The sequence below is a fragment of the Desulforamulus aeronauticus DSM 10349 genome (assembly GCF_900142375.1).
GTDB lineage: Bacteria > Bacillota > Desulfotomaculia > Desulfotomaculales > Desulfotomaculaceae > Desulfotomaculum > Desulfotomaculum aeronauticum.
In genome coordinates this window covers 43,842-67,062 of record NZ_FRAR01000015.1, presented here as the reverse complement: position 1 = coordinate 67,062, position 23,221 = coordinate 43,842, and the positions used below count along the sequence as shown (strand labels likewise).

At 46.6% G+C, this 23,221-nt stretch carries 21 protein-coding genes, 1 pseudogene and 1 other annotated feature; of the genes and pseudogenes, 1 reads left to right on the top strand and 21 read right to left on the bottom strand.

All coding sequences use genetic code 11. The features are described from left to right. Nucleotides 1-4 precede the first annotated feature (4 nt). From sppA to BUA78_RS10110, 21 genes and pseudogenes are all read right to left on the bottom strand, one after another. Entirely contained in the window at nucleotides 5-946 is a 942-nt protein-coding gene (sppA, locus tag BUA78_RS10210; RefSeq protein WP_072914032.1) for a signal peptide peptidase SppA, read from the bottom strand. A 255-nt stretch (nucleotides 947-1,201) separates the two neighbouring features. Next, a complete protein-coding gene (locus BUA78_RS10205; protein ID WP_072914029.1) occupies nucleotides 1,202-2,803 on the bottom strand; it encodes a CTP synthase in 1,602 nt (533 codons plus the stop codon). An 81-nt stretch (nucleotides 2,804-2,884) separates the two neighbouring features. Next, on the bottom strand, nucleotides 2,885-3,046 hold the full coding sequence (locus tag BUA78_RS10200; RefSeq protein WP_072914027.1) for a XapX domain-containing protein: 162 nt from the start codon (nucleotides 3,044-3,046) through the stop codon (nucleotides 2,885-2,887). 12 nt (nucleotides 3,047-3,058) lie between these two features. Further along, nucleotides 3,059-4,744, bottom strand: a complete 1,686-nt coding sequence (gene argS / locus BUA78_RS10195) for an arginine--tRNA ligase (RefSeq protein ID WP_072914024.1) — start codon at nucleotides 4,742-4,744, stop codon at nucleotides 3,059-3,061. Nucleotides 4,745-4,985: 241 nt separating this feature from the next. Further along, nucleotides 4,986-5,408, bottom strand: a complete 423-nt coding sequence (locus BUA78_RS10190) for a YwiB family protein (RefSeq protein ID WP_072914023.1) — start codon at nucleotides 5,406-5,408, stop codon at nucleotides 4,986-4,988. 194 nt (nucleotides 5,409-5,602) lie between these two features. Next, the gene (locus BUA78_RS10185) at nucleotides 5,603-5,821 is read right to left on the bottom strand and encodes a hypothetical protein (RefSeq protein ID WP_072914020.1); all 219 of its coding nucleotides are present in this window, start codon (nucleotides 5,819-5,821) and stop codon (nucleotides 5,603-5,605) included. Nucleotides 5,822-5,932: 111 nt separating this feature from the next. Next, nucleotides 5,933-6,997 carry a dissimilatory-type sulfite reductase subunit beta gene (gene dsrB, locus BUA78_RS10180; RefSeq protein ID WP_072914017.1) on the bottom strand — a complete coding sequence of 355 codons (1,065 nt, stop codon included), beginning with the start codon at nucleotides 6,995-6,997 and terminating at the stop codon, nucleotides 5,933-5,935. Nucleotides 6,998-7,057: 60 nt separating this feature from the next. Further along, complete coding sequence (dsrA, locus tag BUA78_RS10175) at nucleotides 7,058-8,260, bottom strand: dissimilatory-type sulfite reductase subunit alpha (protein ID WP_072914015.1); 1,203 nt, start codon at nucleotides 8,258-8,260, stop codon at nucleotides 7,058-7,060. 507 nt (nucleotides 8,261-8,767) lie between these two features. Next, nucleotides 8,768-9,343 carry an indolepyruvate oxidoreductase subunit beta gene (locus BUA78_RS10170; RefSeq protein WP_072914012.1) on the bottom strand — a complete coding sequence of 192 codons (576 nt, stop codon included), beginning with the start codon at nucleotides 9,341-9,343 and terminating at the stop codon, nucleotides 8,768-8,770. Beyond that, nucleotides 9,336-11,117, bottom strand: a complete 1,782-nt coding sequence (gene iorA / locus BUA78_RS10165) for an indolepyruvate ferredoxin oxidoreductase subunit alpha (RefSeq protein WP_072914010.1) — start codon at nucleotides 11,115-11,117, stop codon at nucleotides 9,336-9,338. The genes BUA78_RS10170 and iorA overlap by 8 nt, the downstream gene beginning before the upstream one ends. A gap of 139 nt (nucleotides 11,118-11,256) precedes the next feature. Continuing rightward, a complete protein-coding gene (locus BUA78_RS10160) occupies nucleotides 11,257-12,555 on the bottom strand; it encodes a phenylacetate--CoA ligase family protein (RefSeq protein WP_072914008.1) in 1,299 nt (432 codons plus the stop codon). 314 nt (nucleotides 12,556-12,869) lie between these two features. Continuing rightward, nucleotides 12,870-13,105: pseudogene (locus tag BUA78_RS20645) on the bottom strand (sodium:solute symporter); the annotation flags it as partial. 277 nt (nucleotides 13,106-13,382) lie between these two features. Beyond that, nucleotides 13,383-14,579 (bottom strand): aminotransferase class I/II-fold pyridoxal phosphate-dependent enzyme, encoded by a 1,197-nt coding sequence (locus BUA78_RS10150; RefSeq protein ID WP_072914006.1) that lies wholly within the window; start codon nucleotides 14,577-14,579, stop codon nucleotides 13,383-13,385. After that, a complete protein-coding gene (locus BUA78_RS10145; protein ID WP_072914003.1) occupies nucleotides 14,576-15,055 on the bottom strand; it encodes an Lrp/AsnC family transcriptional regulator in 480 nt (159 codons plus the stop codon). The genes BUA78_RS10150 and BUA78_RS10145 overlap by 4 nt, the downstream gene beginning before the upstream one ends. Nucleotides 15,056-15,103: 48 nt before the next feature. Next, nucleotides 15,104-15,318: a binding site (T-box leader), on the bottom strand. 81 nt (nucleotides 15,319-15,399) lie between these two features. Further along, the gene (gene ypeB, locus BUA78_RS10140; RefSeq protein ID WP_072914001.1) at nucleotides 15,400-16,755 is read right to left on the bottom strand and encodes a germination protein YpeB; all 1,356 of its coding nucleotides are present in this window, start codon (nucleotides 16,753-16,755) and stop codon (nucleotides 15,400-15,402) included. A gap of 18 nt (nucleotides 16,756-16,773) precedes the next feature. Beyond that, nucleotides 16,774-17,493 carry a spore cortex-lytic enzyme gene (gene sleB, locus BUA78_RS10135; RefSeq protein ID WP_072913999.1) on the bottom strand — a complete coding sequence of 240 codons (720 nt, stop codon included), beginning with the start codon at nucleotides 17,491-17,493 and terminating at the stop codon, nucleotides 16,774-16,776. 70 nt (nucleotides 17,494-17,563) lie between these two features. Continuing rightward, complete coding sequence (locus BUA78_RS10130; protein WP_072913996.1) at nucleotides 17,564-19,006, bottom strand: cobyrinic acid a,c-diamide synthase CobB; 1,443 nt, start codon at nucleotides 19,004-19,006, stop codon at nucleotides 17,564-17,566. Between the two features lie 275 nt (nucleotides 19,007-19,281). Then, entirely contained in the window at nucleotides 19,282-19,599 is a 318-nt protein-coding gene (locus tag BUA78_RS10125; RefSeq protein WP_072913994.1) for a TusE/DsrC/DsvC family sulfur relay protein, read from the bottom strand. A gap of 168 nt (nucleotides 19,600-19,767) precedes the next feature. Continuing rightward, a complete protein-coding gene (locus BUA78_RS10120; protein WP_072913986.1) occupies nucleotides 19,768-21,159 on the bottom strand; it encodes a (Fe-S)-binding protein in 1,392 nt (463 codons plus the stop codon). Further along, nucleotides 21,160-21,975 (bottom strand): respiratory nitrate reductase subunit gamma, encoded by an 816-nt coding sequence (locus BUA78_RS10115; protein ID WP_072913983.1) that lies wholly within the window; start codon nucleotides 21,973-21,975, stop codon nucleotides 21,160-21,162. 120 nt (nucleotides 21,976-22,095) lie between these two features. Further along, nucleotides 22,096-22,284 (bottom strand): 4Fe-4S binding protein, encoded by a 189-nt coding sequence (locus BUA78_RS10110; protein WP_072913981.1) that lies wholly within the window; start codon nucleotides 22,282-22,284, stop codon nucleotides 22,096-22,098. A gap of 422 nt (nucleotides 22,285-22,706) precedes the next feature. On the opposite strand from BUA78_RS10110, the gene BUA78_RS10105 reads away from it, so the two are divergent. After that, nucleotides 22,707-23,123 (top strand): YlbF/YmcA family competence regulator, encoded by a 417-nt coding sequence (locus tag BUA78_RS10105; RefSeq protein ID WP_072913978.1) that lies wholly within the window; start codon nucleotides 22,707-22,709, stop codon nucleotides 23,121-23,123. The last annotated feature ends 98 nt before the right edge of the window (nucleotides 23,124-23,221 follow it).

Sequence of the window (23,221 nt, the reverse complement as noted above, 5' to 3'; positions counted from 1 at the left end):
CCCCTTATTGTAGCTCTGCATTCATTGGCAAAAGCGCCGGGTCTGGCATAAACAAAAGCCCTTCCAGTGGAAAAGGCAGCACATTCCCTTTACCCTGCAGCCCCCCGAAAATATCCTGCCAAATATTTCGGCTCCCCGTTATATCCACCAGTTCCGGTTCCCCTTTAATCTTCGCCAAATCCGCGGTTACCTTAACAGCGGTTGTGAAATCTCCCAATTCGTCCACCAGGCCCAGTTCCTTAGCCTGCTTGCCGGTATATATTCTACCATCGGCCAATTGGCGTACTCGGTCCACATCCATTTTTCTGCCATCTGCCACTACTTTAACAAAATCTTCATAAGTATCATTGACTAGGCCCTGAAAAATTTCTTGTTCCTCTGGTGTTACGTCACGATTGGTAGCACCCATATCCTTATGCGGGCCGGTTTTAAAATTATACATTTCAACACCCAGTTTATCATACAGCCCTTTCATTTTAGTGAGCTGCATAATCACACCAATGCTGCCGGTAAAAGTGCCGGGATTGGCCACAATTTTATCTGCCTTGCAGGAGATCCAGTAACCACCGGAAGCCGCCATTTCTCCCATGGAGGCCACCACTTTTTTACCTGCTTTCTTTACTCTGTCCACTTCCCGGCCAATCTCATCAGAACCCACAACAGTACCGCCACCGGTATTCAGTTTTAGAATAACCGCTTTAATGTTTGGGTTCTCCCTAGCTTCTTTTAGGTCTGCCACAATTCTATCCGCTGCGGCTACTCCCGTAGCACCAAAACCACCGGGCTCGGTCGACATTATTGGGCCTTCAATATGTATGACAGCGATTTGTTCCCCAGTGCCTACAGCCTTAGCACCAACCTGGTTGTTACCTTTAACAGCAACGGCGGCAGCAAGAGAAAAAAGGACTAAGCCTACGATAATGCCAGTGATTAGTTTTTTGCGCAAGTAAAACCACTCCTTCGCTTTGGGGTATTTTTCTTGGTCATCGGCTTTTTCATTTTTACATAATGCTGGGACTAAGAGATAAATCCACAATAGTTATCTTTACGCGTGTGAGATAAAAACATACCTTTTGGATAAGAAAAAAGCTTTGGTATAGACCAAAGCTGATGAAAACTTAGAAGTGTCGGATAACAATGCTATTTGAGATAAACTTTGATTTATTGCTAAAAAGACCAAAGGCTGAGGGCCCAAATAGGCCTATTTGCTATTTTTTATCGCTGCTCCTACAAAATCCCGGAATACCGGATGTGGTCTGTTGGGCCTGGACTTAAATTCCGGGTGGAATTGTGTAGCCAGATACCAGGGATGGTCAGGCAATTCTATAATTTCCACAAGTTTGCCGTTAGGCAGAGTGCCGCTGAAAATCATGCCAGCCTGGGCTAATTCTGCTCTGTATTCATTATTTAGCTCATAGCGATGGCGATGACGTTCGTAAATGATTTCCTGTTCATAGGCCCGGAAGGCATGGGTACCAGGTGCTAATTTGCAGGGATAGGCTCCCAGGCGCATGGTGCCACCCATTTTATCCAGGTCCTTTTGCTCCGGCAACAGGTCTATCACCGGATATTGGCAACTCTGGTTGAACTCAGCACTATTGGCTTCCTGCCAACCCAGTACGTTACGGGCGTATTCCACCACAGCCAGTTGCATACCCAGACAAATGCCCAAGAAAGGAATCTTATTTTCGCGGGCGTATTTGATAGCGTTAATTTTACCCTCAATACCCCGGTCCCCAAAACCACCGGGTATTAAGATACCGTCTACTCCCTGAAGAAACTTCTCGGCCGGAACCTTCTCCAAATCCTCGGAATTTATCCAGCGGATCTCTACCGCAGAGCTATGGTGAAGTCCAGCATGACGCAGGGCCTCAGCAACACTGAGATAAGCATCGGGCAGGGAAACATATTTACCAACTAAGGCAATGGTAGTCGTTTTCTCCAGGTTTTTCATCCGGTTGACCATATCCCGCCATTCAGCCATATCGGCTTCACCGCACTCCAAACCCAAACGCTCGACGGCGATATCATCTAACCCTTCTTGTTCCATCTGCAGCGGAATTTCATAAATAGAGAAAGCATCTACAGCCTGGATAACGGCATCCTTATCAATATCGCAGAATAACGCCAGCTTCTCTTCCATATCTTTAGGGAAGGTTTTTTCTGTCCGGCAGACAATTACATCGGGCTGAATCCCAATGCTTCTTAATTCTTTTACGGAATGCTGAGTTGGCTTGGTTTTAAATTCATTCGCCATTCTCAGATAAGGTACCAGGGTCACGTGAATGTACATAACATTATTGCGACCTAAATCACTGCGTAGTTGGCGAATGGCTTCCAGAAAGGGAAGTGATTCAATATCCCCCACGGTGCCGCCAATTTCGGAAATAACTACATCAGCTTCCAATTCCCGAGCCATGCGCAAAACACGGTCTTTAATTTCATTGGTGATATGAGGAATCACCTGTACTGTACCGCCCAGATAATCCCCGCGGCGTTCTTTGTTGATCACCGTGGAGTAAATGCGGCCGGTGGTCACGTTACTGGTTTTGTTCAAATTGGTATCAATAAACCGTTCGTAGTGGCCTAAATCCAGGTCTGTCTCTGCACCGTCTTCGGTTACATAGACTTCACCATGCTGGTACGGGCTCATTGTTCCTGGGTCTACGTTAATGTAGGGGTCTAATTTTTGAATTGCTACTTTTAGACCACGGCTTTTTAACAGCCGGCCCAATGAAGACGCTGTAATTCCCTTACCCAGGGATGACACCACTCCGCCGGTCACGAAGATAAACTTGGCCATGAGTTGCCTCCTGTCAAAATCAGTCTAATTTTGGCTGCCCATCCCATTATTTTAACTATCCAGAATGAGCCTGTCAATAGTTTACCGTATCCAAAGACGCCCGGCTAAGTAATAGCCCAAGAATAATCCTACAACTCCCAAAACTCCTGCCAAAGTAGCAGGGGCGGGTACCGGTAATTTTAGCTTTGCAAAAAGGACGCCCACTGCAAAACCCGTTACAGTGGACAGTATTAATTCATTCATAAAAATCTACTCCTACATTTTCTCTGGTGCTGTGAGCCCCAACAGCCCCAACGCATTTCTTAGGACTATCCGTACACAGTCTACTAACACCAGGCGTGCCTGGGAGAGATCTTCATTGTCGGTAATTACACGGTGACTGTTGTAGAAACTGTGAAACAAACCTGCCAAATCATGCAGATACCGGGCAATCCGGTGGGGTGATTTAAGCTCTGCAGCGGACGTAATTTCGCTCGGAAATTCGGCTAATTTTCGTAGCAGCTCCAATTCAGCCTGCTCGGTGAGCAAGGAAGCATTGATCTGTTCTACTTTGGGTACTTGACGTCCCTGTTCCTGTAGTTGTCGTAGAATACTGCAAATGCGTGCATGAGCATACTGGATATAGAAAACAGGGTTGTCGTTGGACTCTGATTTAGCCAAATCCAAATCAAAATCCAAGTGGCTATCTGGACTCCGCATGACAAAGAAATATCGGGCGGCGTCACGACCCACTTCTTCCACCAATTCTTCTAAGGTGACAAACTGACCGGTACGTTTAGACATACGGACAATCTCACCACCTCGGAAGAGGCGAACCAACTGCATTAGAATAATCTCTAGTTGATCACGGTTATAGCCAAAGGCCTCCATGGAACCTTTCATGCGGTTGACATGCCCATGATGGTCAGCACCCCAAATATCAATTACCTGGTCAAAGCCACGTTCAAATTTGTTTTTATGATAAGCAATGTCGGCAGCAAAATAGGTGGGAATACCGTTGGAGCGAACTACCACTTCATCTTTCTCATCACCAAATTCGGTAGCCTTAAACCAAAGAGCACTTTCTTGTTCGTAGATATAACCTTTTTTTTGTAATTCTTTTAGAGTGTCCTCAATGGCACCGCTGTTATGCAGGGATTGCTCGGAAAACCATTCATCATACACTACACCGAAATCCAACAGGGTGTTACGAATATTGGTTAATTTTTCTTCCAAGGCATAGGCAGCCAAGGTTTTACGCCGGGTACTTTCATCAGCTTCAGCCAAACTGCTACCGTGTTTTTGAATATATCCCTTAACAGTATCAATGATATCCTCTCCATGATAACCTTCTTCAATCATGGCAATATCTTGGCCTAATTGTTGCTGGAAGCGTACATCCAGCGACTTGCCGAAATTCTCTATCTGGTTCCCGGCATCATTAATATAATATTCCCTGCTAACTTGATAACCGGCAAAATCTAAAATGGCTGCTAGACTATCCCCCAGTGCAGCACCTCTGGCATTACCCATGTGCAGTAGTCCAGTCGGATTGGCACTAACAAACTCTACTTGAATTCTTTTCCCATCACCCAGTTCTACCCGGCCATAGTTACGGTCTTGCTGCGGAATCAAAGGAAGAACCCCATAGACCCAGCTAGTCCGCAGGTAGAAATTAATAAAGCCCGGGCCGGCAATTTCTACTCGTTCTACTTGAGTTTCCGCCAGTTCCAGGTTTTCTACTATTGCTTCGGCAATTTTTCGGGGAGCCATTTTCGCTGAACGTGCTAACTGCATAGCTAAATTGGTGGCAAAATCACCGTACCCCTTCTCCCGGGGTACTTCAATAATAATATCCGGTATTTCCGTCTGGTTTACCTGACCCTTGTCCACTGCCTGCTTAATCGCATTTTGCAAAGCGGCAACAAGGGAAGATTTAATTTGTTCTACCAATCCTTGCAAGGGGGGACCTCCTTCTGTTCTTTCTTCGGGGGATAGGTTCTTTGCTTAGGGCTAGTGAATAGTCGGAGATTTAGCTTTCATACCTTGCTATCAGCCATCAGCCATCGGCCTTTTATTGCCTCACCCCGTGATTTACCTATAAAAGAAGACTAGGGATAAACGTATGGTCTTCTTTTATAGGTATACCTTAGGCTACTACAAAACAGGCCGATGGCTAAGAGCCGATGGCCGACGGTTCGGACTAAACTTCTTTAACAGCAATTTCAAGACTGTTAACACCCACCGCCGCTCCGTCCAATTCTAATTCATATTCTAGCTTAATACTTCCCCCAAAGTCTGTCAAGTCAACCTCTACGTTCCAAGGTCTAACTACCATTTCCATGCAACCTAAGGTATTTTGGTAGAGGGATCGGTGGGTTTGCCCTTGCTCAAAGACTTGTCTCATATTGATGCTACCGTTACGGATAAGGGTGACGGTGTTACCTTCTACCTTAAGGGTAGTAGAAGCATCGGCCAACCCCGACAATTCTGTTTCTTTATATAAAATATAATAACAATCTTTTTTACGATAAAAGATACCCTGGGAAATTAACTCAATAATCTCGTTTTCATCCCCGAGATCCCTTCTAGTAGCTTTTATTGTAACCAACACTTCTTTCCCCATCAACGCACCTCCTTCTCCTTAGTGTAACCTTTTATGCAAATGTAAAAGCTCAAGGCTCAAAAGGCTCAAGGGGACGGTTCTCCTGAGTCACCCTTTTGTGTTTTTGGTGTGACTCAAGGGAACCGTCCCCTTGAGTCACACCAAAAAGAGCGGACAGTGTCCGCTCTTTTTGGGTGTTTCGGTTAAGTATAATATTATTCTTCGTGAGCTACGCCAGGGGTGTGGTCTCTACCGGCTAGGGTAACGAAGGAGGTGCCGATGTACAGGTACTCGATCTTACCTTCTTTAGCCAAGTCGGAGCAAGCCTTGTCTACATCCTTTTTCTTAGCGCCGAGTTTTTCAGCCATTACACGTGGCTTCTCTTTGCTTACACCTTCCAGGAAGGCCAGAATTTGGGCTTTTAACTCTTCCATTAATTACACCACCGTTTCCTACCATCCTTACGGGTGGTAAAATGATGAGATGCCGCCGCCTTACGGCGGCGGCTCCTACAATATTATACTCAGAGTCAAGCAGCTATATACTTACCACTTGAACTGAGTGGTGCTCCTGAAGGTAGTTTGAGCCAAGGTGAAGTCGTCGATGTGCTTGTCGGTAAATTCCAAACCAGACAGTTCGAAGAACTTCTCCCAACTGATGCGCTCAATCCACTCAGACATACGCTCGCCAGGTTGTGCATTGGCAGCCCACAGTTCAACCAGTTTCTTAACAGACTCAACAACTTCCGGCCAGCGGGGAGGGTTGTTGGGAATGAAAGGAATGGCCAAACGGGAGAATCTGGGACCGATACGGCTGTTGGAAATCTTTCCACCAACCCAGATAGAAACTGCGTCGTTCTTAGCGTCGATGATTTGTACGGACGGGCACATGGTGTAGCAGTTACCGCAGTACATGCAACGCTCAGCTTTAATATCCACAGACTTCAACTTGGGGTTGGGACGGATAGCTGCAGTGGGGCAGCTAGCAGTCAAAGTAGGAATTTCGCACAGTTTGTGCAGGTTTTCATGGTCAATCTTGGGTACGGTTCTGTGAATACCCAGGATAGCGATGTCGGAGCAGTGTACAGCACCGCACATGTTCAGGCAGCAAGCCAAAGCAATTCTCATCTTGGCAGGCAGCTTCATGCTGGTGAAGTACTCGAACAACTCATCCATAACGGCTTTAACGATACCGGAAGCATCGGTAGCCGGGGTATGGCAGTGTACCCAGCCTTGGGTGTGAACGATGTTGGTAATGGAGTTACCAGTACCACCAACGGGAACGCCCATAGCTTTCAGGTCTTCAATTAAAGGATCAACCTTGCTTTCGTCGGAAAGCAAGAATTCCACGTTGTGACGGCTGGTAAATCTCAGGTAGCCATCGCAATATTTGTCAGCTAGATCGCAGATGTCGCGAATGAAAAAGATACTGATTAGACGCGGAGAACCAGCACGTACAGTGTACAGCTTGGCTCCGGATTCGGACACGTGTACCAGAACGCCGGGCTTAACAATTTCGTGATAACGCCATTTTCCATAGTTTTCTAGGATAACGGGCGGCAACATTTCTTTATAGAGCGGCGGTCCGATATCGGTTCTTGCTTGTGCCAAAATGGTTCACCTCTCCCCGTTTGATTATTTTATGCAGTATAATCCCGCACATTTTTCTAATTAATCTTGGATAACTTCTTCAGGCCACCAGAAGAAGAAGGGGTTTGCACGTGGTGCAACTACCATTTGAGGAATGGGTTCACGGCCAATACCGCGTAAGAAGTTACGCATACCCAGACGCAGGATTAGTTCACCAATACGCTCACGGGTTTTGCCGTTTTCATCCCACCACTCCCAGCAAGCTTCTAAGAACTCTTTGAGTTCTTCGTAGCCGGAGCCGGATTCTAGTTTCATGAAGGGTACGATTACCCAACCCATCATAGCACCTTGCAGAATGGGAGCTTTACCACCAACTAAGATGGTAGCACCACGATCATCGCCAGGACGCAGGGCTTTGCACATTTTGTTGATGCAGTGCATGCAACGGGTGCAGTTAGCGTTGTCGATGGTCAGTTCGTTGCCATCAAAGCTCATGCACTTGGTGGGGCACTTGGAAACAACCAAACCTTCGATATCTAAGCCGTCTGCAACGTAAGCTTTAACAGCTTCTTGGTCGATCTTGATATCGTCTCTCCAGGTACCCTGGATGGAGAAGTCAGAACGAGCAATAGAAGCTACGCAGTCGTTGGGGCAACCAGAAATCTTGATTTTGGATTTATAGGGCCACATAGGACGGTGCAGGTAATCTTGGAACTCGTTGGTTAAATCATGGCAGAGATCCAAGGTATCAATCATAGCGAATTCGCAACGAGCGGGGCCAGCGCAGCAGCTGGGGGTACGCAAGTTGGAACCGGAACCGCCTAAATCCATGGGATGCTCTTCGAAGTTAGAAACTTCATTAAAGATGGTTTGAATGTGTTCGGTTTTGGTACCCAGCAGAACCAAGTCACCGGTAGAACCGTGCAGGTTGGTCAGACCAGAACCATACTTTTCCCAAACATCACAAACCTGACGCAGAGCCTTGGTGTTGTAATACCAACCGGAAGGCTGGTTAATACGTACAGTGTGGAAATGTTCTACGTTGGGGAATTGCTCGGGTACGTCTGAATAGCGACCGATTACACCACCACCGTAACCCATAACACCTACCAGACCACCGTGCTTCCAGTGGGCTTTCTTGTCTTCATAAGAAAGCTCAAGCTGACCAAGCAAGTCTTGGGCGGAAAGGTTTGCGGCAGCGGCTCTCTTCATTTCTGTTACGAAACTGGGCCAGGGGCCTTTTTCGAGTTCGTCCAAGAGAGGAGTCTTCTTGGCTTCGGTCATTAAGTTCACCTCCGTTTTTTTGTGAGAAAAAAGGATAGTTTTTTTCTATCCCGCCATAAATGGCACAGCCTCTTTTCCATTAACCAAATCGTTCGTTAGATAGTTACTTAGTATCTAACGCTTGATTCAAGTTAGACAAAAAAAGACAAACTTGTCCTTACCCTGGAAAAGCAGGCAATAAGTTGTCTAAAAATGCACAATCCAGAGCAACCGTATACAAGTATACTCCACAGAAATATTAACACCTGTCCTATTGGTCTGTCAACAGATATTCCGTATACATATCGCTGAGTTTTGCACAAAATCTGAATAGTGTAAATTTTATTTCCTGTTTGTCAATGGATTAGTCACAATTCCTCGTTGCGATTTACATTATAGCACATGCTGCTAAGCTTGTCTCGTAGGTTTTTCTGGAAGGTAACTTTGTGTCGAACTATCGACTATTAGCCATCAGCTTTTGAGCCGATGGCTAATAGTGACTACCGGTATGATTTTTAAAGACTATTTCTATAAATTAAATCCTTGTTCAAAGGCTTTTAGATTGACGTCGATAAATCTTTCCGGGACACGAGCTTTTAACGCTTTAAGCCAGGTTTCTTTGGTGATGGGTAGGCGCTTCGCTAACATGCCCATCAGGACAACGTTAGCAGCCTTGGGATTGCCGCAATCCACAGCAATGTTCAAAGCATCCACTACCATGGTATGGCAGGCCAATTGTTTTACACGCTCAAGGCAATCTTCGGGGTATACAGCGGCACCCGTTAAGACAGGTACCGGTGCAATGGCTTGGTCGTTAATAATGATGTGACCATCCTGTTTTAGGTAAGGCAACCAACGCAGTGCTTCCATTTTTTCAAAGGCTAAAATAACATCGGCAGATCCTTCGGCAATGAGCGGGGAGTACACTTTTTCGCCCAAACGCACTTGCGTTACGACACTGCCGCCACGCTGGGCCATGCCTTTGATTTCAGATACTTTGATGTCGTAGCCTGCCTCCTGAGCAGCTTTGGCTAAGACGCGGGTAGCTAAGATCGTACCTTGCCCCCCCACGCCAACTAATAAGATATTTAAGGATTTACGCATTTTCTTCACCCCGCTTTACAAGGGCACCCTTTGGACAAACCTGCAGGCACAGACCACAACCATTGCATTGAATGGCCGTAACATGGGGAGGGGCTTTATCCTCTTGACGTGAAATTGCCGGGCAACCCAGTTTCAGGCAGATACCACAATTGATGCAGATTTCTTTATTAACTTCTGCAGGCTCTGAGGTAATTGCTTTCTTTAACAGGGCGCAGGGTCGTCTCACAACAATTACGGACGGTTCCATTGCGGCTGTTTCTTCTTTAACAGCCTGATCCAATTCTTTTAAATTTAAGGGGTCTACTGTCCGCACCCGTTTGACGCCAATAGCCCGGACCAGAGCCTCTAGATCTACCTCCGGTGCAGGTTTACCCATCAGGGTGCTGCCGGTAGCAGGGTTTTCCTGATGGCCGGTCATGGCGGTAGTTCTGTTATCCAGGATGAGGACGGTAGATGTCCCCCCATTATAGACAACATCGATGAGACCAGTAACACCGGAGTGCAAAAAGGTACTATCGCCAATTACCGCTACGGTGCGGCGGGCCATATCCGGATTGGCTTTTTCCATGCCCAAGGCGGCACCAATGCTGGCCCCCATGCAAATACAAGTATCCATGGCGTTTAAGGGACTCATGCTGCCCAAGGTGTAACAGCCAATATCACCGCTGACAACCAGTTTATTTTTCTGCAGGGTATAGAAAACGCCACGGTGTGGACAGCCAGCGCACATAACCGGTGGCCGACCGGGTAACGGTGTTTCGGATGCTGCAATCACCTCTGGCTGGGCCAAATACTCCTCTGCCACCGCAATACCACCCAGTGGGGCAAGGCTGCGAGCAATGATAGAAGCACTTAATTCCCCGTAGGAGGGCAGCAAATCTTTCCCATGGACTGTTAAGCCCAGAGCTTTAATTTGTAGCTCTAGAAAGGGTTCCAATTCTTCTACAACAACTAGCCGCTCAACTCCGGCGGCAAATTCTTTAATCAAATTCTCTGGTAGAGGATGGGTAAAGCCCAATTTTAAGACGGAAGCATTGGGTAGTGCTTCTTTGATGTAGTGGTAGCTAATACCGCTGGTGATTACACCAACGTTGCGGTCACCCCACTCAATAAAGTTTAGCGGACAATTTTCACTGTATGCTTTTAATTGGGCTGTTCGCTCCTCTAAAAAGATCCGGCGCAAACGGCCATAAGCAGGAACCATTACATATTTAAGCGGATCTTTGGTATAGGGGCGGATATTTTTGGGGCCTGGCTCTTCTATCTCTACAAAGCTCTGGGAGTGAGACACTCTGGTGGTGAGCCGCAGCATCACCGGGGTATCAAACTGTTCGCTGATTTCTAACCCCTGGGCGACCATATCCTTAGCTTCCTGGCTATCCGAGGGCTCCAGGCAGGGGATTTTGTTCATTAGGGCATAGAAACGGTTGTCCTGCTCATTTTGCGAGCTATGCATGCCTGGGTCATCGGCGGATATTAAAATAAGGCCACCATTTACCCCGGTATAGGACAGTGTAAACAACGGATCCGCTGCCACATTGACACCTACGTGTTTCATGGTAACCAACACCCTGGCGCCAGCTATGGAAGCACCGGCACCTACTTCCAGAGCCACCTTTTCATTAGGTGACCACTGAGCATAGATATCGGGGTACTTCGCAAAGTTTTCTAGAATTTCAGTACTGGGAGTTCCCGGGTAACCAGCAGCTACGGTAATTCCTGCCTCAAAGGCACCTCGGGCAATGGCGGCATTGCCGGAGAGAAGTTCTTTCATGATGCTCATCCTCCAGTTTAGTTAGTTAGTGATGAGTTTGCTATCCTGATAATAACTGTGATAACACCATACCCTACGGCATTATATTATACTTTCTGTCCTGAAAGTCTAAAAAAGCTGAGGACTGATAGCCAAGGGCCTATTTATTCCTCAAATCCACAACTCGCTTGGCCTTCCCTGCCGTCCGTTCTAAAGAACGTGGTTCCAGCAGTTTCACTTTGGGATTGATGGAAAGTACGGCCAGTAGACGGGCTCGGACAGTTCTCTCTAGATTTTCTAAATCCTTCCAGTTGCCAGTGAAGGCTTCGTCGGTCATCTCTACTTGTATTTCCAAAGCATCCAGGTAACCTTTTTTGGTAACAATGATCTGGTAATGGGGTGCCACCCCATTGATTTTCAACAGAACATCTTCTATCTGGGAAGGGAACACATTGACTCCGCTGACAATGAGCATATCATCGGTTCGGCCGCTGACCTTGCAGATGCGGGCGGTTGTTCGGCCACAGGCGCAAGCCTCGGTAGTTTTGATGGTAATATCCCTCGTCCGATAACGAATGATGGGTAAAGCTTCTTTGGTCAGGCTGGTAATAACCAGTTCCCCCTCTTCCCCGTCGGGCACCGATTGGCCTGTTTCAGGATTGATTACCTCCACCAGGAAATGATCCTCTGAGATATGCATACCATTTCTTTCTCGACACTCCCCGGCCACTCCAGGTCCAATAATTTCGCTCAGGCCGTAATTGTCTGTGGCAAAGAGACCCCAAACCCGCTCAAGCTCGTCCCGCATGCTTTCGGTCCAAACCTCGGAACCAAAGAGGCCAATCTTAAGACCCAAAGATTTGGGGTCTATCCCCATACCACTGGCCACTTCAGCAATGTGCAAGGCATAGGTGGGGGTCGCGATTAACGTGGTAGTGCCAAAATCCTGCATTAACATAATTTGCTTTTCTGTATTACCTGTGGAAGAAGGTACCACGGTGGCACCTACTTTTTCCAGACCGTAGTGTAAACCTAATGCTCCGGTAAACAAGCCATAACCAAAGCATATCTGTGCTATATCCTCATCGGTAACACCGACAGCGGTAATCATCCGCGCCACTAACTCAGACCAGGTTTCAATATCCTGGCGGGTATAACCCACCACCGTGGGTTTCCCAGTGGTACCAGAGGAGGCATGTAAGCGTACCACCTTTTTCATGGGCACCGCAAACATATTAAAGGGGTAGTTATCTCGCAGCCCAATCTTGGTAGTAAAGGGGAGTTTTGTAATATCCTCTACCCCCTGGATATCTTGTGACCTGATTCCATGTTCCTCAAAAAGATCCCGATAAAAGGGAACATTTTGATAAACATTTTCTACGGTCTGCCGCAACCGAGAGGACTGTAACTGATGCAGTTTCTCCCGGTTCATGGTTTCGTACTGTTCATTCCAAATCATAGCCGTTCCACCTTTTTGTTTTTCACTAGCTTTTTAGCGTTAACCTATCCATTTAGCCGTTGGCCATTGGTCCTTTAAATTTAGGCCGCTGACCAACAATCAAAGGCCACTGGTAAATGATTATCCTTATCCAGATATCTGGGTTAGGTTTGCCCGTGATCTCACCTATAGGTATTTATTTAGAAAAACTTGGCTTGTTTACTTGTGACCTTTAGGTTATGCCCTAATAGGGTAGGCCAAGTCTTTAGGCACCGGAGGAAGCTTAGTTTGCCCCTTATGCATGTCGGAAAGTTTTATACTTTTCGATATGCCAAAAAAGACAGGTTAGCTGCCAGTAACGTAGCACCACAGGTAATACATCCCACTTTGCCGGCATAACCAATGAAGACAACCGCGGAGAAATAGGTGGTGCCGTAGGCAAAGGCGGCAAGTTTGGGGCCTACATTCCATCCACCGAGGAAAAGTCATTTAGGGTTTTCGCCCTGCGCATACAGTAAAGTCCACTAAATAAAAGAAACCCTATAAAAAGGGTTAGAAATATCCCTTTCATTCTACCATCCTCCTGTTCTACCTTTGGGACACTATTGGTTTTTGAGTATTGATTACTCTTTTTAACTAGCTACTTATTATGCCTACAACATCTACTGTGCTACGAACTGCCATTCTACTGTCCTACGAATTCACCTCCAAGCAATATAGCTCTAATTCTAGATTACTATGTCATTTCCTGCTAGAACACTTAATTTTTATACTACCCTACCCTAACCTTCAGCTCTCAGCCTTCCGCCATCTGCTTTTAGGCTGATGGCGGAAGACTGAGGCCAATTTTAAATATATACTACCTTCGAATTTTGTAAGCCTCTACGCTTAAGGAATCTCCCCATTCGTTGCAGTGCTTCGGTGAGGTCTTCTACAGATGAGGCGTAGGAACAACGAACACAGTCTTCGCCCCCAGGACCAAAGACATCACCGGGGATTACGGCTACCTTCTCTTCCAGCAGCAGATTCTCGGCAAACTCTGTTGCAGTTAGACCCGTATTACCAATATAGGGAAAGGCATAAAAAGCTCCACCGGGTTCAAAGCAGGGCAAACCAATCTCCTTAAAGCCCTGCACCACCAGACGTCGTCGACGATTGTAGTGGGCTACCATGTCTTCCATAGCAGCTTTGCCGTGCCGCAGGGCCTCCAGGGCGGAAACCTGGGCGGTAATTGGTGCGCACAACATGGTATACTGATGGATCTTCGTCATGGCTGCGATAAACTCTTCGTTGGCTGCAGCATAACCCAGTCGCCAGCCTGTCATGGCATAGGCTTTGGAAAAACCATTAAGCACAATGGTACGTTCCTGCATGCCGGGCAGCGCAGCAAAGCAGGTATGTTGTCCGGTGTAGGTGAGACGATCATAAACCTCATCAGAAATTACCAATAAATCATGCTTTCTTACCACTTCGGCGATCTTTAAAAGGTTTTCCCGATCCATGACTGCACCAGTGGGGTTGTTAGGAAAACATAACAACAGCACCTTCGATTTGGGCGTAATGGCTGCTTCCAATTTATCAGCGGTCAGGCGAAACTGATCCTCCATGCTGGTGGCCACCGTCACCGGCACACCCCCGGCCAATTCGGTACAGGGAAGGTACGAGACATAACAGGGAGTGGGAATAATCACTTCGTCACCCGGGCAAATCAGCGTACGAAAGGCTAAATCCAAGGCTTCACTAACCCCTACAGTCACCAAAATTTCTTTTCTAGGATTATACCGGGCTCCTTGGCTACTCAGATAGTCAGCAATCCCTTCCCGTAATTCCAACAAGCCGTGATTGCTGGTATAGGTGGTTCTTCCCCGATGTAACGAATAAATGCAAGCTTCCCGAATATGCCAGGGGGTAACAAAGTCTGGTTCGCCCACTCCCAAAGAGATAACCCCCTCCATTTCCGTAGCCAGATCAAAGAAGCGACGGATGCCGGAGGGCGGAATTTGTTGAACGGCAGGATTAATATATTCACTCCACTTGGTTCTCACGGGGTTACCACCAGCCTTTTATTAGATTCTTTGTCTTCCAAAATAAAACCATTCTGTTTATAGGTTTTTAGCACAAAATGGGTGGCCGTGCTTAGAACGTTTTCTATGGTGGCTAATTTGGTGGCCACAAACATGGCCACTTCTTTCATGGTGACTTCCTCTACCAGTACAGCCAGATCGTAGGCACCAGACATCAGGTGGACTGTTTTTACTTCCGGGAAACGGTAGATGCGCTCAGCCACCGCATCGAAGCCCACATCCCGTTGGGGCGCCATTTTTACTTCGATTAAAGCAGATACCTTCTCTACCCCAGCTTTTTCCCAATTGATCAGAGTAAAGTATTTGATAATGGTTTTATCTGCTTCCAGTTTTTCGATCATGGTTTTTACTTCTTGTTCCTTCCGTCCCGTGAGAACGGCAATTTGCGCCGCTGTGAGTCGGCTGTTGTTTTGTAATAGATCGAGGATTTCGTGCATAAAAAACACCTCCGATGCATTATAGAAAAACAAAAAACCCCGTCCCGCGAAAGGGACGAGGTTGTATACCCGTGGTACCACCCTAATTGGTTGCCTGTGCACCGGCAACCCACTTAGACTTCGGTAACGGCGAAGCACCGGCAGAGCTTACTGAGATTCGGCCTGCACTCCGGGTCGGCCTGGCGGCTTCATTGTACCGGGCTCACACCATACCCCGGTTCGCTGCACAAATTCACTGCCTTCTTACCCATCATTGCATTACTCTGTTTTACTGATTTATAGTGTACCATCTGCTCTACTGACTGTCAAACTAGGATCTAACAATGCCCCAACTTTATTAAACATTACATAGTGAGGGTTGCGTTGGGGGCCAGGATAAGTTTTAATACCTGATCCGTTTTGCCTGTGACAGCATTGACATAAACAAGATAAGTTTCCCCATTCAGTTGTCCGGTGATTTCGTAAGAAAACCTTTCTTGCCCTGCATCTGTGGGGATAATGGCCAACCTACTGCCAATAACTTCCATCCGCTTGTTTATCTTTTTCCGGGCCTCGGCTGCAGTGATTTTTGGATTGGGAATGTCCCTTTGTTTATGAGCCATTAAATAACCTCTGGCATCAAAACCGATCACTTGGCCATTGTCCATGGCGACGGTAACTTTTACTTGGTCGGGATAAAGGATCACCCCTTCTTGCCGCGGTGCAAAGTTAAATACAGTCATGCCATTTTGCGTTTGATGATAAATAGCAACCAGGTCTTTATACCCCCGGGATTCCAAAAACTGCTGCGCTTTTGTTTGGGCTTGTTCCAGGGTAATTTTAGGTGTCCCAACGGCACGGCTACCTAAATACCATACTACCTTATCCCCCCGCTCACTGACATTACCCATGATACGGCCCGCGGTTCCTTGGGGTGGCAGTAGCTCTATTTGATAACTAGGTATTTTTTCACGTACTCGCCCGGTAACTTGGACTCGATAGTCTTTATCTTGCTCGGTGTCAATAAATTGCCGCATGATATTTCTGGCTTCATCTGCAGATGTGGGTTTATTGGCTAGTCCCACTGGCTGGGCACGATCCAGGTGATCCGAGAAGGGGCCGTCGTAGATTAAAGTTGGAAAACTTTGCATATCTCGGTTAATACTTTGAAAATCAGCCGAGGCATTGGTAGTATTGCCTTTTTTCAACTCTTGCTTAGCAGCCTGGGTTAATTCACTGATACTAAGTTTGCCATCTGCAACCTTCGTTTCCATGTTATGCAATTCGCGATTGAGTTGTTCTGCTTGTTTGTATAAGCTACTGAGTGTCTGGTATTCTTTATCCGAAAGCTCCCCCCCAGTATTGATATCTCTGGACATCACCCGGGCATAATCCCCGGCTTGAGTTAAGAACTTGGCCGTTCTGCCCACTACATTTGAGGTAAGGGGTAGTTGAGTAAGATTTTCTCGGGCTCCCTCGGATTGGAGCCAAATTTCCGAAAATATCATGGTATCCTCCGGTTCCCCGGCCACGGCTAAGCTTTTGGCCAGCAGAACCTCCATGTTTTGCACTCGGCTAATGAGATTATAAAAGGACATTTGGTAGCGGTTATTCACATAGGTTTCCAGCATAATTTTATCTCGATACTCTTTATAACCCCAAAACCCCACCGCAGATAAAATTAATACACTAATAAGAGCCGTTACTCCCCATCTCTTCATTTTGGTATCCCCTTCCGATTAGTGTGCAAATACATGGTTGCCAATCTGGGTAACAACTGCGCGAGACCAAATCCAAGCACTGACAGGTTTGCTAGGGTTCCAAAAGAATAAGCAACCTCCGGTGGGGTCATAACCTGATAAAGCATCCTGGGCCGCTCTAATAGCTTCTGGGTCGAGAGTTCTATTGTATTGGCCGTTGGTAACCGATTCAAAGGCATGGGGCTGATACACCACTCCTGCCAGCGTATTGGGGAACTGTGAGTTTCTCGAACGGTTTAACATAACGGCTCCCACCGCTACTTTGCCGGCATAAGGCTCATCGGCCGCTTCCCCCATGATCACTCGGGCTAAAAGATTTACGGAATCTTGGTTGGAAACAAAACCATTACTTGAAGTGGTATAGGTCACTTTCTTGGGAATCGTTTCCAGACCCAAGGCAATACGGGTGCTGGTACCAACCACACCGTCCACCGCTATGCCATGACGGGCCTGAAATTTCCGTACAGCGGCAGCTGTATTGCCGCTATAATAGCCGTCTACGTCTCCTTTATAATACCCCCAGTCCTTTAGCTTTTGCTGTACAGCACGCACTTTACTGCCGCTACTGCCCCAGTATAGCGTAGTGTCCTCAGCGTAGGCAGGGTTACATAGTAAAAAGCAGGCGAAAAAGAATACCACTAGGCTAGCTATTGAAATACCGATTTTCCATTTCCTGTTGGTATGATCGCTCCAGGTCATAAAAAATTCACCCCGTCAGTTTTTTTGCTATTTTTACCTGAACGGGGTGAAATTATGTAAGTTTCCTGCTTTAGTATAACCTATTGGTTTGCCAGGCACGGGCTAGGTTTACAAAATGACTCGCCCAATTTGGTTCGGCCACCGCGTGAATATGATTGTACAGGGCCAGCACGTTTTTATACCGCACCCCATCGAACTCGCCATTGATGCCGTGTCCCCGTTGTACCCGGAAGGCAAACTGACAGCCTACCTTTGTTAGATCCTTTGGTAGATCGACAACCCTGGAATTATGAAACTCATGACCTCGTACCAGCTTACCTGCCGGAAAATAGGGTGTGCCGGGCAATACTTCTAGATGCATATAACCATGACCCTGAGGCTTCTTTAGCATCTCTACATCCAGTGGCAAAGCTCCCACCATTTCGTAGGACTTATCCTCCCAATGAATACGCCGTCCCAGATACATCAGACCACCACACTCAGCATATACCGGCAGCCCTTGCTCTATCATCTGCCGCAAATGTTGACGAAAGGAGTGATTTCTCTCCAGTTCCTCCGCCAGTACTTCTGGAAAACCTCCCCCAATGTACAATCCGTCTAGGGCAGGCAGCGCCGCATCTTCTATGGCACTAATCTGTACCAATTGAGCACCGGCCTCAGCCAATGCCTCTAAGTTTTCGGGGTAATAAAAGGAGAAGGAGCGATCTTTGATCACGCCAATGCGGGGGCCTTGTTGTTCGGCAGGCCGATCTCCAGCCCTGTGCCAATGTATCTCCACGGCAGCTGAGATTTCCCGGTCTTCCTGCAAAGTGGGCCAATCCCTGGCCACTTGCAAAATTGCGTCGATATCCAGATGGTTTTCGGCAGCTTGTCCTATTTGTTTAACCGCATCCATCAGAGCTTCGTTTTCCCCGGCTGGGATTAATCCCAGGTGCCTATCTGGAATGGTAAATTGAGTTCCCTTGGGCATAACCCCTAACACGGGAACATCGCAGTATTCAGCCACCGCAGCTCGCAGCACTTTTTCGTGGCGACTGCGGGCCACTTGGTTAAGAATGACGCCACCCACTTTAACCTGGGGGTCGAAATTAGCAAAGCCATTAACCATAGCTGCCACACTGCGAGTCATCCTGGTACAGTTTACCACCAGGAGCACCGGTGCCTGAACAATTTTAGCAATCTCTGCCGCACTACCACTGCCCTGTACATCCACCCCATCGAATAGACCCATAGCACCTTCAATAATGGCGATATCCGACTGGCTGGCATGTCTAATAAAGGTACTCCGGATGGCTTCCCTTGGCATGAGGTAGCTGTCCAAATTACGGCAGGTACGACCGGCAACCTTGGTTAACCAACTGGGATCGATAAAATCCGGTCCTTTTTTAAAGGGCTGCACCTTTAAACCCCTGGCCGTTAGCGCGGCAATTAAGCCCACCGTGATGGTGGTTTTGCCCGAGCGTCCTTGGGGAGCCCCGACAAGCAAGCGGGGAATTTTGTATGTATAAGTCAAGGTATCACCTCATTTCAAAGCAGTCAGCTTCTTGATAGCCTTTGGCCATTAGCCTGTTGTGTTATTTACTAAGTTTAAAGCACTAAACCTAGTCTTTCATTCTAAGTTTAGCTTGTCAATATTTATTTTAATTATTCCAGGAGTCTGCCAAACATCTACCTTTTATATTTTGGAAAACTATTTAAGAGAGGAAACAACCAGTTAATGTCTAATACGCCAATACAAAGATCACCCCCACCTGGAGTTCCAGATGGGGGTGATCGATTAGACGATTATTATACGCAGCCGGTAGGTTTGGGAAGACCAGCCAGTTTGCAAGCACCCTTAGCAGGGCCGGTGGGGAATAATTCGTAAATGCCTTTCAGGCTGAAGCCGGTGTCTTTGCACAGTTTACGAACCATCGGAGCAATACCGAACTGGAAGAAGTAGTCACGCAGGTACTTGATAACTTTCCAGTGGTCATCGTTTAATTCGTCAATACCCTCTTCTTTGCAGAAGTATTTAGCTACGTCTTCTGTCCAAGTATCAGGGTTCAATAAGAAACCGTCCTCATCAACTTCGATTTGCTGGCCACTCACTTCAATAAATGCCATTTTTAAAGAGCACCTCCAGGATATTTTTTATTTTTAATAGTACCGCAAGGGCGGAACATTGATACCATTTTATATTATATACGTTTTATGATAATTTTTGTAGTAGTCCAAGCACAATATTTTTTAGAAAAAACATACTATATAGATTTATGATACTCTTTTTCTAATTTAATCATGCTTAACCGGATATAAAGACAGCCCCACTAAATCGATCAGACCCTTAACTTCTACGCCCAGTTTATGTTCCTCTACCATTGGATAAAGCTGTGCTTTACAAATGGAGCAAGGGGCACAGAGAATACCTTCGCCGTCCTTGTCTACGCCGGTGGCACGAACCTGCTCTGCCTTCTTGGCGGAGAATTTAATACGCAGATCGTACATTTCCGGATCGTCAAAGAGGATAGCAGAACCGCCGCCGCAGCAGAAGTTGCGCTCACGGTTAGGTGTCATTTCCACAAAGTTAGACACGCTGGCGTTCATTACTTTACGCAAGGTATCACACATATTGCAGGCCCGGCCAAAGTTACAGGGATCGTGCAAGGTAACCGGCCTGGTAATGGAATCAGGATTTAGCTTCAGTGCACCCTTTTCAATGTAGTAGGCTACCTCATCGTGAATGTGCACAATGGGAATACGCCCAGGACGATCTAACATACCAGGTAGGTACATTTTACCAGCCCGCCAGCCGTGACCGCATTCGCCCCAAACAACCTTCTTTATGCCTAGTTTGAGAGCTTCATCGATAACCCGCATACAGTTGGCCCGCAGGGTAGCCCGCTGGTCAAACAGCAAGCCGAAGTTACCGGCTTCGACAATCTCACTACTGATGGTCCAGTTAACTCCCAAGTAGTGAAAGAACTTGGCGGCTCCGGTCATGGTATTGGGGTTTAGCATAAAGTCAGCCGAAGAAGGAATATACAGGATATCAGCCGGCTTATCAACGGGAATTTTTATATCTACGCCAATTTCATCCATAATATCTTCTTCCAAAAATTCACAGGTATCTACAGTAGCGGCCTTGGGTAAACCAGTGTGGTTACCGGTTTTCGCCATAGCAGCACCTACGGATGCATGCAGCTTGGGCACCATACCCAACCAGTGCAGCAATTGACGACCAGCCATGGTTGCTTCACAGGTATCCAACCCAAAGGGACAAACCAAAGAACAACGGCGGCACTCATTGCACTGGTAAAAATAGGAGTACATTTTCTCCAAATCTTCCAGTTCCAGGTCTTTAGCACCGATCAAGCCGGGGAAAAATTTGCCTTCCGGTGTGAAATAGCGTTTATAAACCTTACGCAGTAAGTCAGCACGGTTGGCGGGAATGTTGTAAGGATCCCTCGTTCCCAGATAGGTATGGCAGTTCTCGGCACAGGCGCCACACTTTACGCAGGACTCAAAAGTAAGCATCAGGGAACGGAACTTTTCTCCCAGTTCGTTCAAATGCTTCAATGCAACTTCAACCTTTTGATCATCAGGAATTACAGGCATGTTAATTTTTAGTAGATCTTTTTCATTTGCTTTAACAGGTTGCTTTAACCCGGTTTCTGTTAACGGCATTTATTGCACCTCCCCTGAAGCGGAATGTCCTCCGGAAACGTTATGACCACTGCCACCTACGGTTACGCCAGGCATACCCGGAGCGGGTTCAACATAGGGACGGTTGATAATCCAACGGTGAGCAAACATACCCGGGATATGAAGCAGTTTGCTGAAGGGCAGATACATCATCAAAACTTGCACCAATAACAAGTGGATAACAAATACCGGCTTGTGCATAACTTCCATCTCCGGTGTTACGGCAGAGAAAGTTAACAGATGAGCAACATAATCACGTACGGGTTCGTAGTGAATACCCCATTCAGGAACAAAACGCATTAAATTACCTGCAGTTATAATGGCAATTAGCATAAGCAAATGTAAATAATCACTGGGTGCAGAGATCATTTTAACTTCGTTGATCGCCATCCTGCGATAGAGCAGATACAACAGTCCCAACAGAACAACAATCCCCATAGAAGTACCCAGCAGGTTAGACAGATATTCGCTGGTTTCAGCGGAAGTAAGACCGATGTAATAGAACTGTAAGCCTAGTAAGCCAATACCCATGACGTGTCCACCTAAAATAGCAAACAGTGACATGTGCATAATCCAGGAACCAGTCCAAAGTGTCTTGTCAGCCTTGAACAGACTCTTGAATAAAATAGCCTCTGCAGCAATGTCCACCACAGCACCAGTCTGGGTGGTCGGAGCAGGAGTTAACGTAATGTTGTGAACAATGCGCCCGCTGGCCCATCTTCCCAGTCTGTAGAGAAGGCCAATGGTTAAAACAGCAACAGAAATATAAGGAAGAATTTGTAAAATGAAGTAGGTCACTGCTACACCTCCTTTGGTTTGTAAAAGCTTTCTCTCTATAATTTTATAAGCCTGTACCAACAATGGTTATAACTATATCCATTACAACGCTACCCAACCCATAGCAAAACCGGGTGACATTTAAAGTTCCTGCAGAGAACAAGCCTCATTAGGGCAGGTCACCACACAGGTTTCACAGCCCATACAGTCTGTTTCCGCACCGGTTACTTGCGCTTTGCCTTCAATCATGCTTAAAATACCTGCTGGGCAAGCATCAATACATTCGCCACAACCCTCACATTTATCAGCACTGATTGAAACAACGTACATTCCACATCCCTCCTTTGGTGAATATTTTGAAATTCATTGGGGGTGGGCTTGGGTTGGTTGATACCAAAATCTTTCACAAGGGCATAGATACCCCTTGTAAGATGCTATAATGCTATTTCGTTGCAACTTAAATTATTCCTTCTTAAATCGTTACTTTTTTTGACAAAGAGACTTTCCCACATCTTTTATTAGACAACTAATAAAAATATATCATTATTTCTATTGGTACGTAAAGATGTTCAAATTGTCTTACCAGGACAGTTTTTCCACCTGGCTATACTTTACTCTCGCTGGTGCTTGTATTCAAAGATAAGATTATCTTTTGCATTATATGCCAATTATTTTTTTGCTTTTTTCGTATTGAAATTTTTTAGTAGGATTTTTCGCATGGTTGGAGAAAATAGTTAAGTGGAGGTGATTACGTGTCTGTTTATGACATGGCGATTGAGTTAGGCAAGCAGTTGTCTAACACTGAGGAATATCAAAGGGTCGTGGAAACACAAAAGGCTGTGGCTATGGATAAGGAAGCCCGTGCCGGAGTGAAGGAATTCCAACAGCTTCAGCAATCCTATCAGCGTATGCAAATGATGGGACACCAGCTAACCCAGGAAAACATCCAAACCCTGGAAGAAGCCGAAAAAAAGGCTTCTGCCAACCAGCTGGTACAGGCTTATTTAAGTGCTCAGTCTAATTTTTATGAAGTGGTAAACACCGTCAACGCTAAAATTCAAGAGGGCCTTAAAGGAGCTCCCCCAGAAGACGCCCATGCCCAGGGTGGCGGCTGCAGCTGCTCATCCAACGACAGCGGTGCCTGTGGCGGTTCCTGCTCCGGTTGCTAAGCCAAAGGGAGTGACGCAAAGCGTCACTCCCTTTACATTTTAAAAAAATTCTCCCAGGCAGCCTGACAATTCCAACACTTTGCTATGAAATAGCTAGT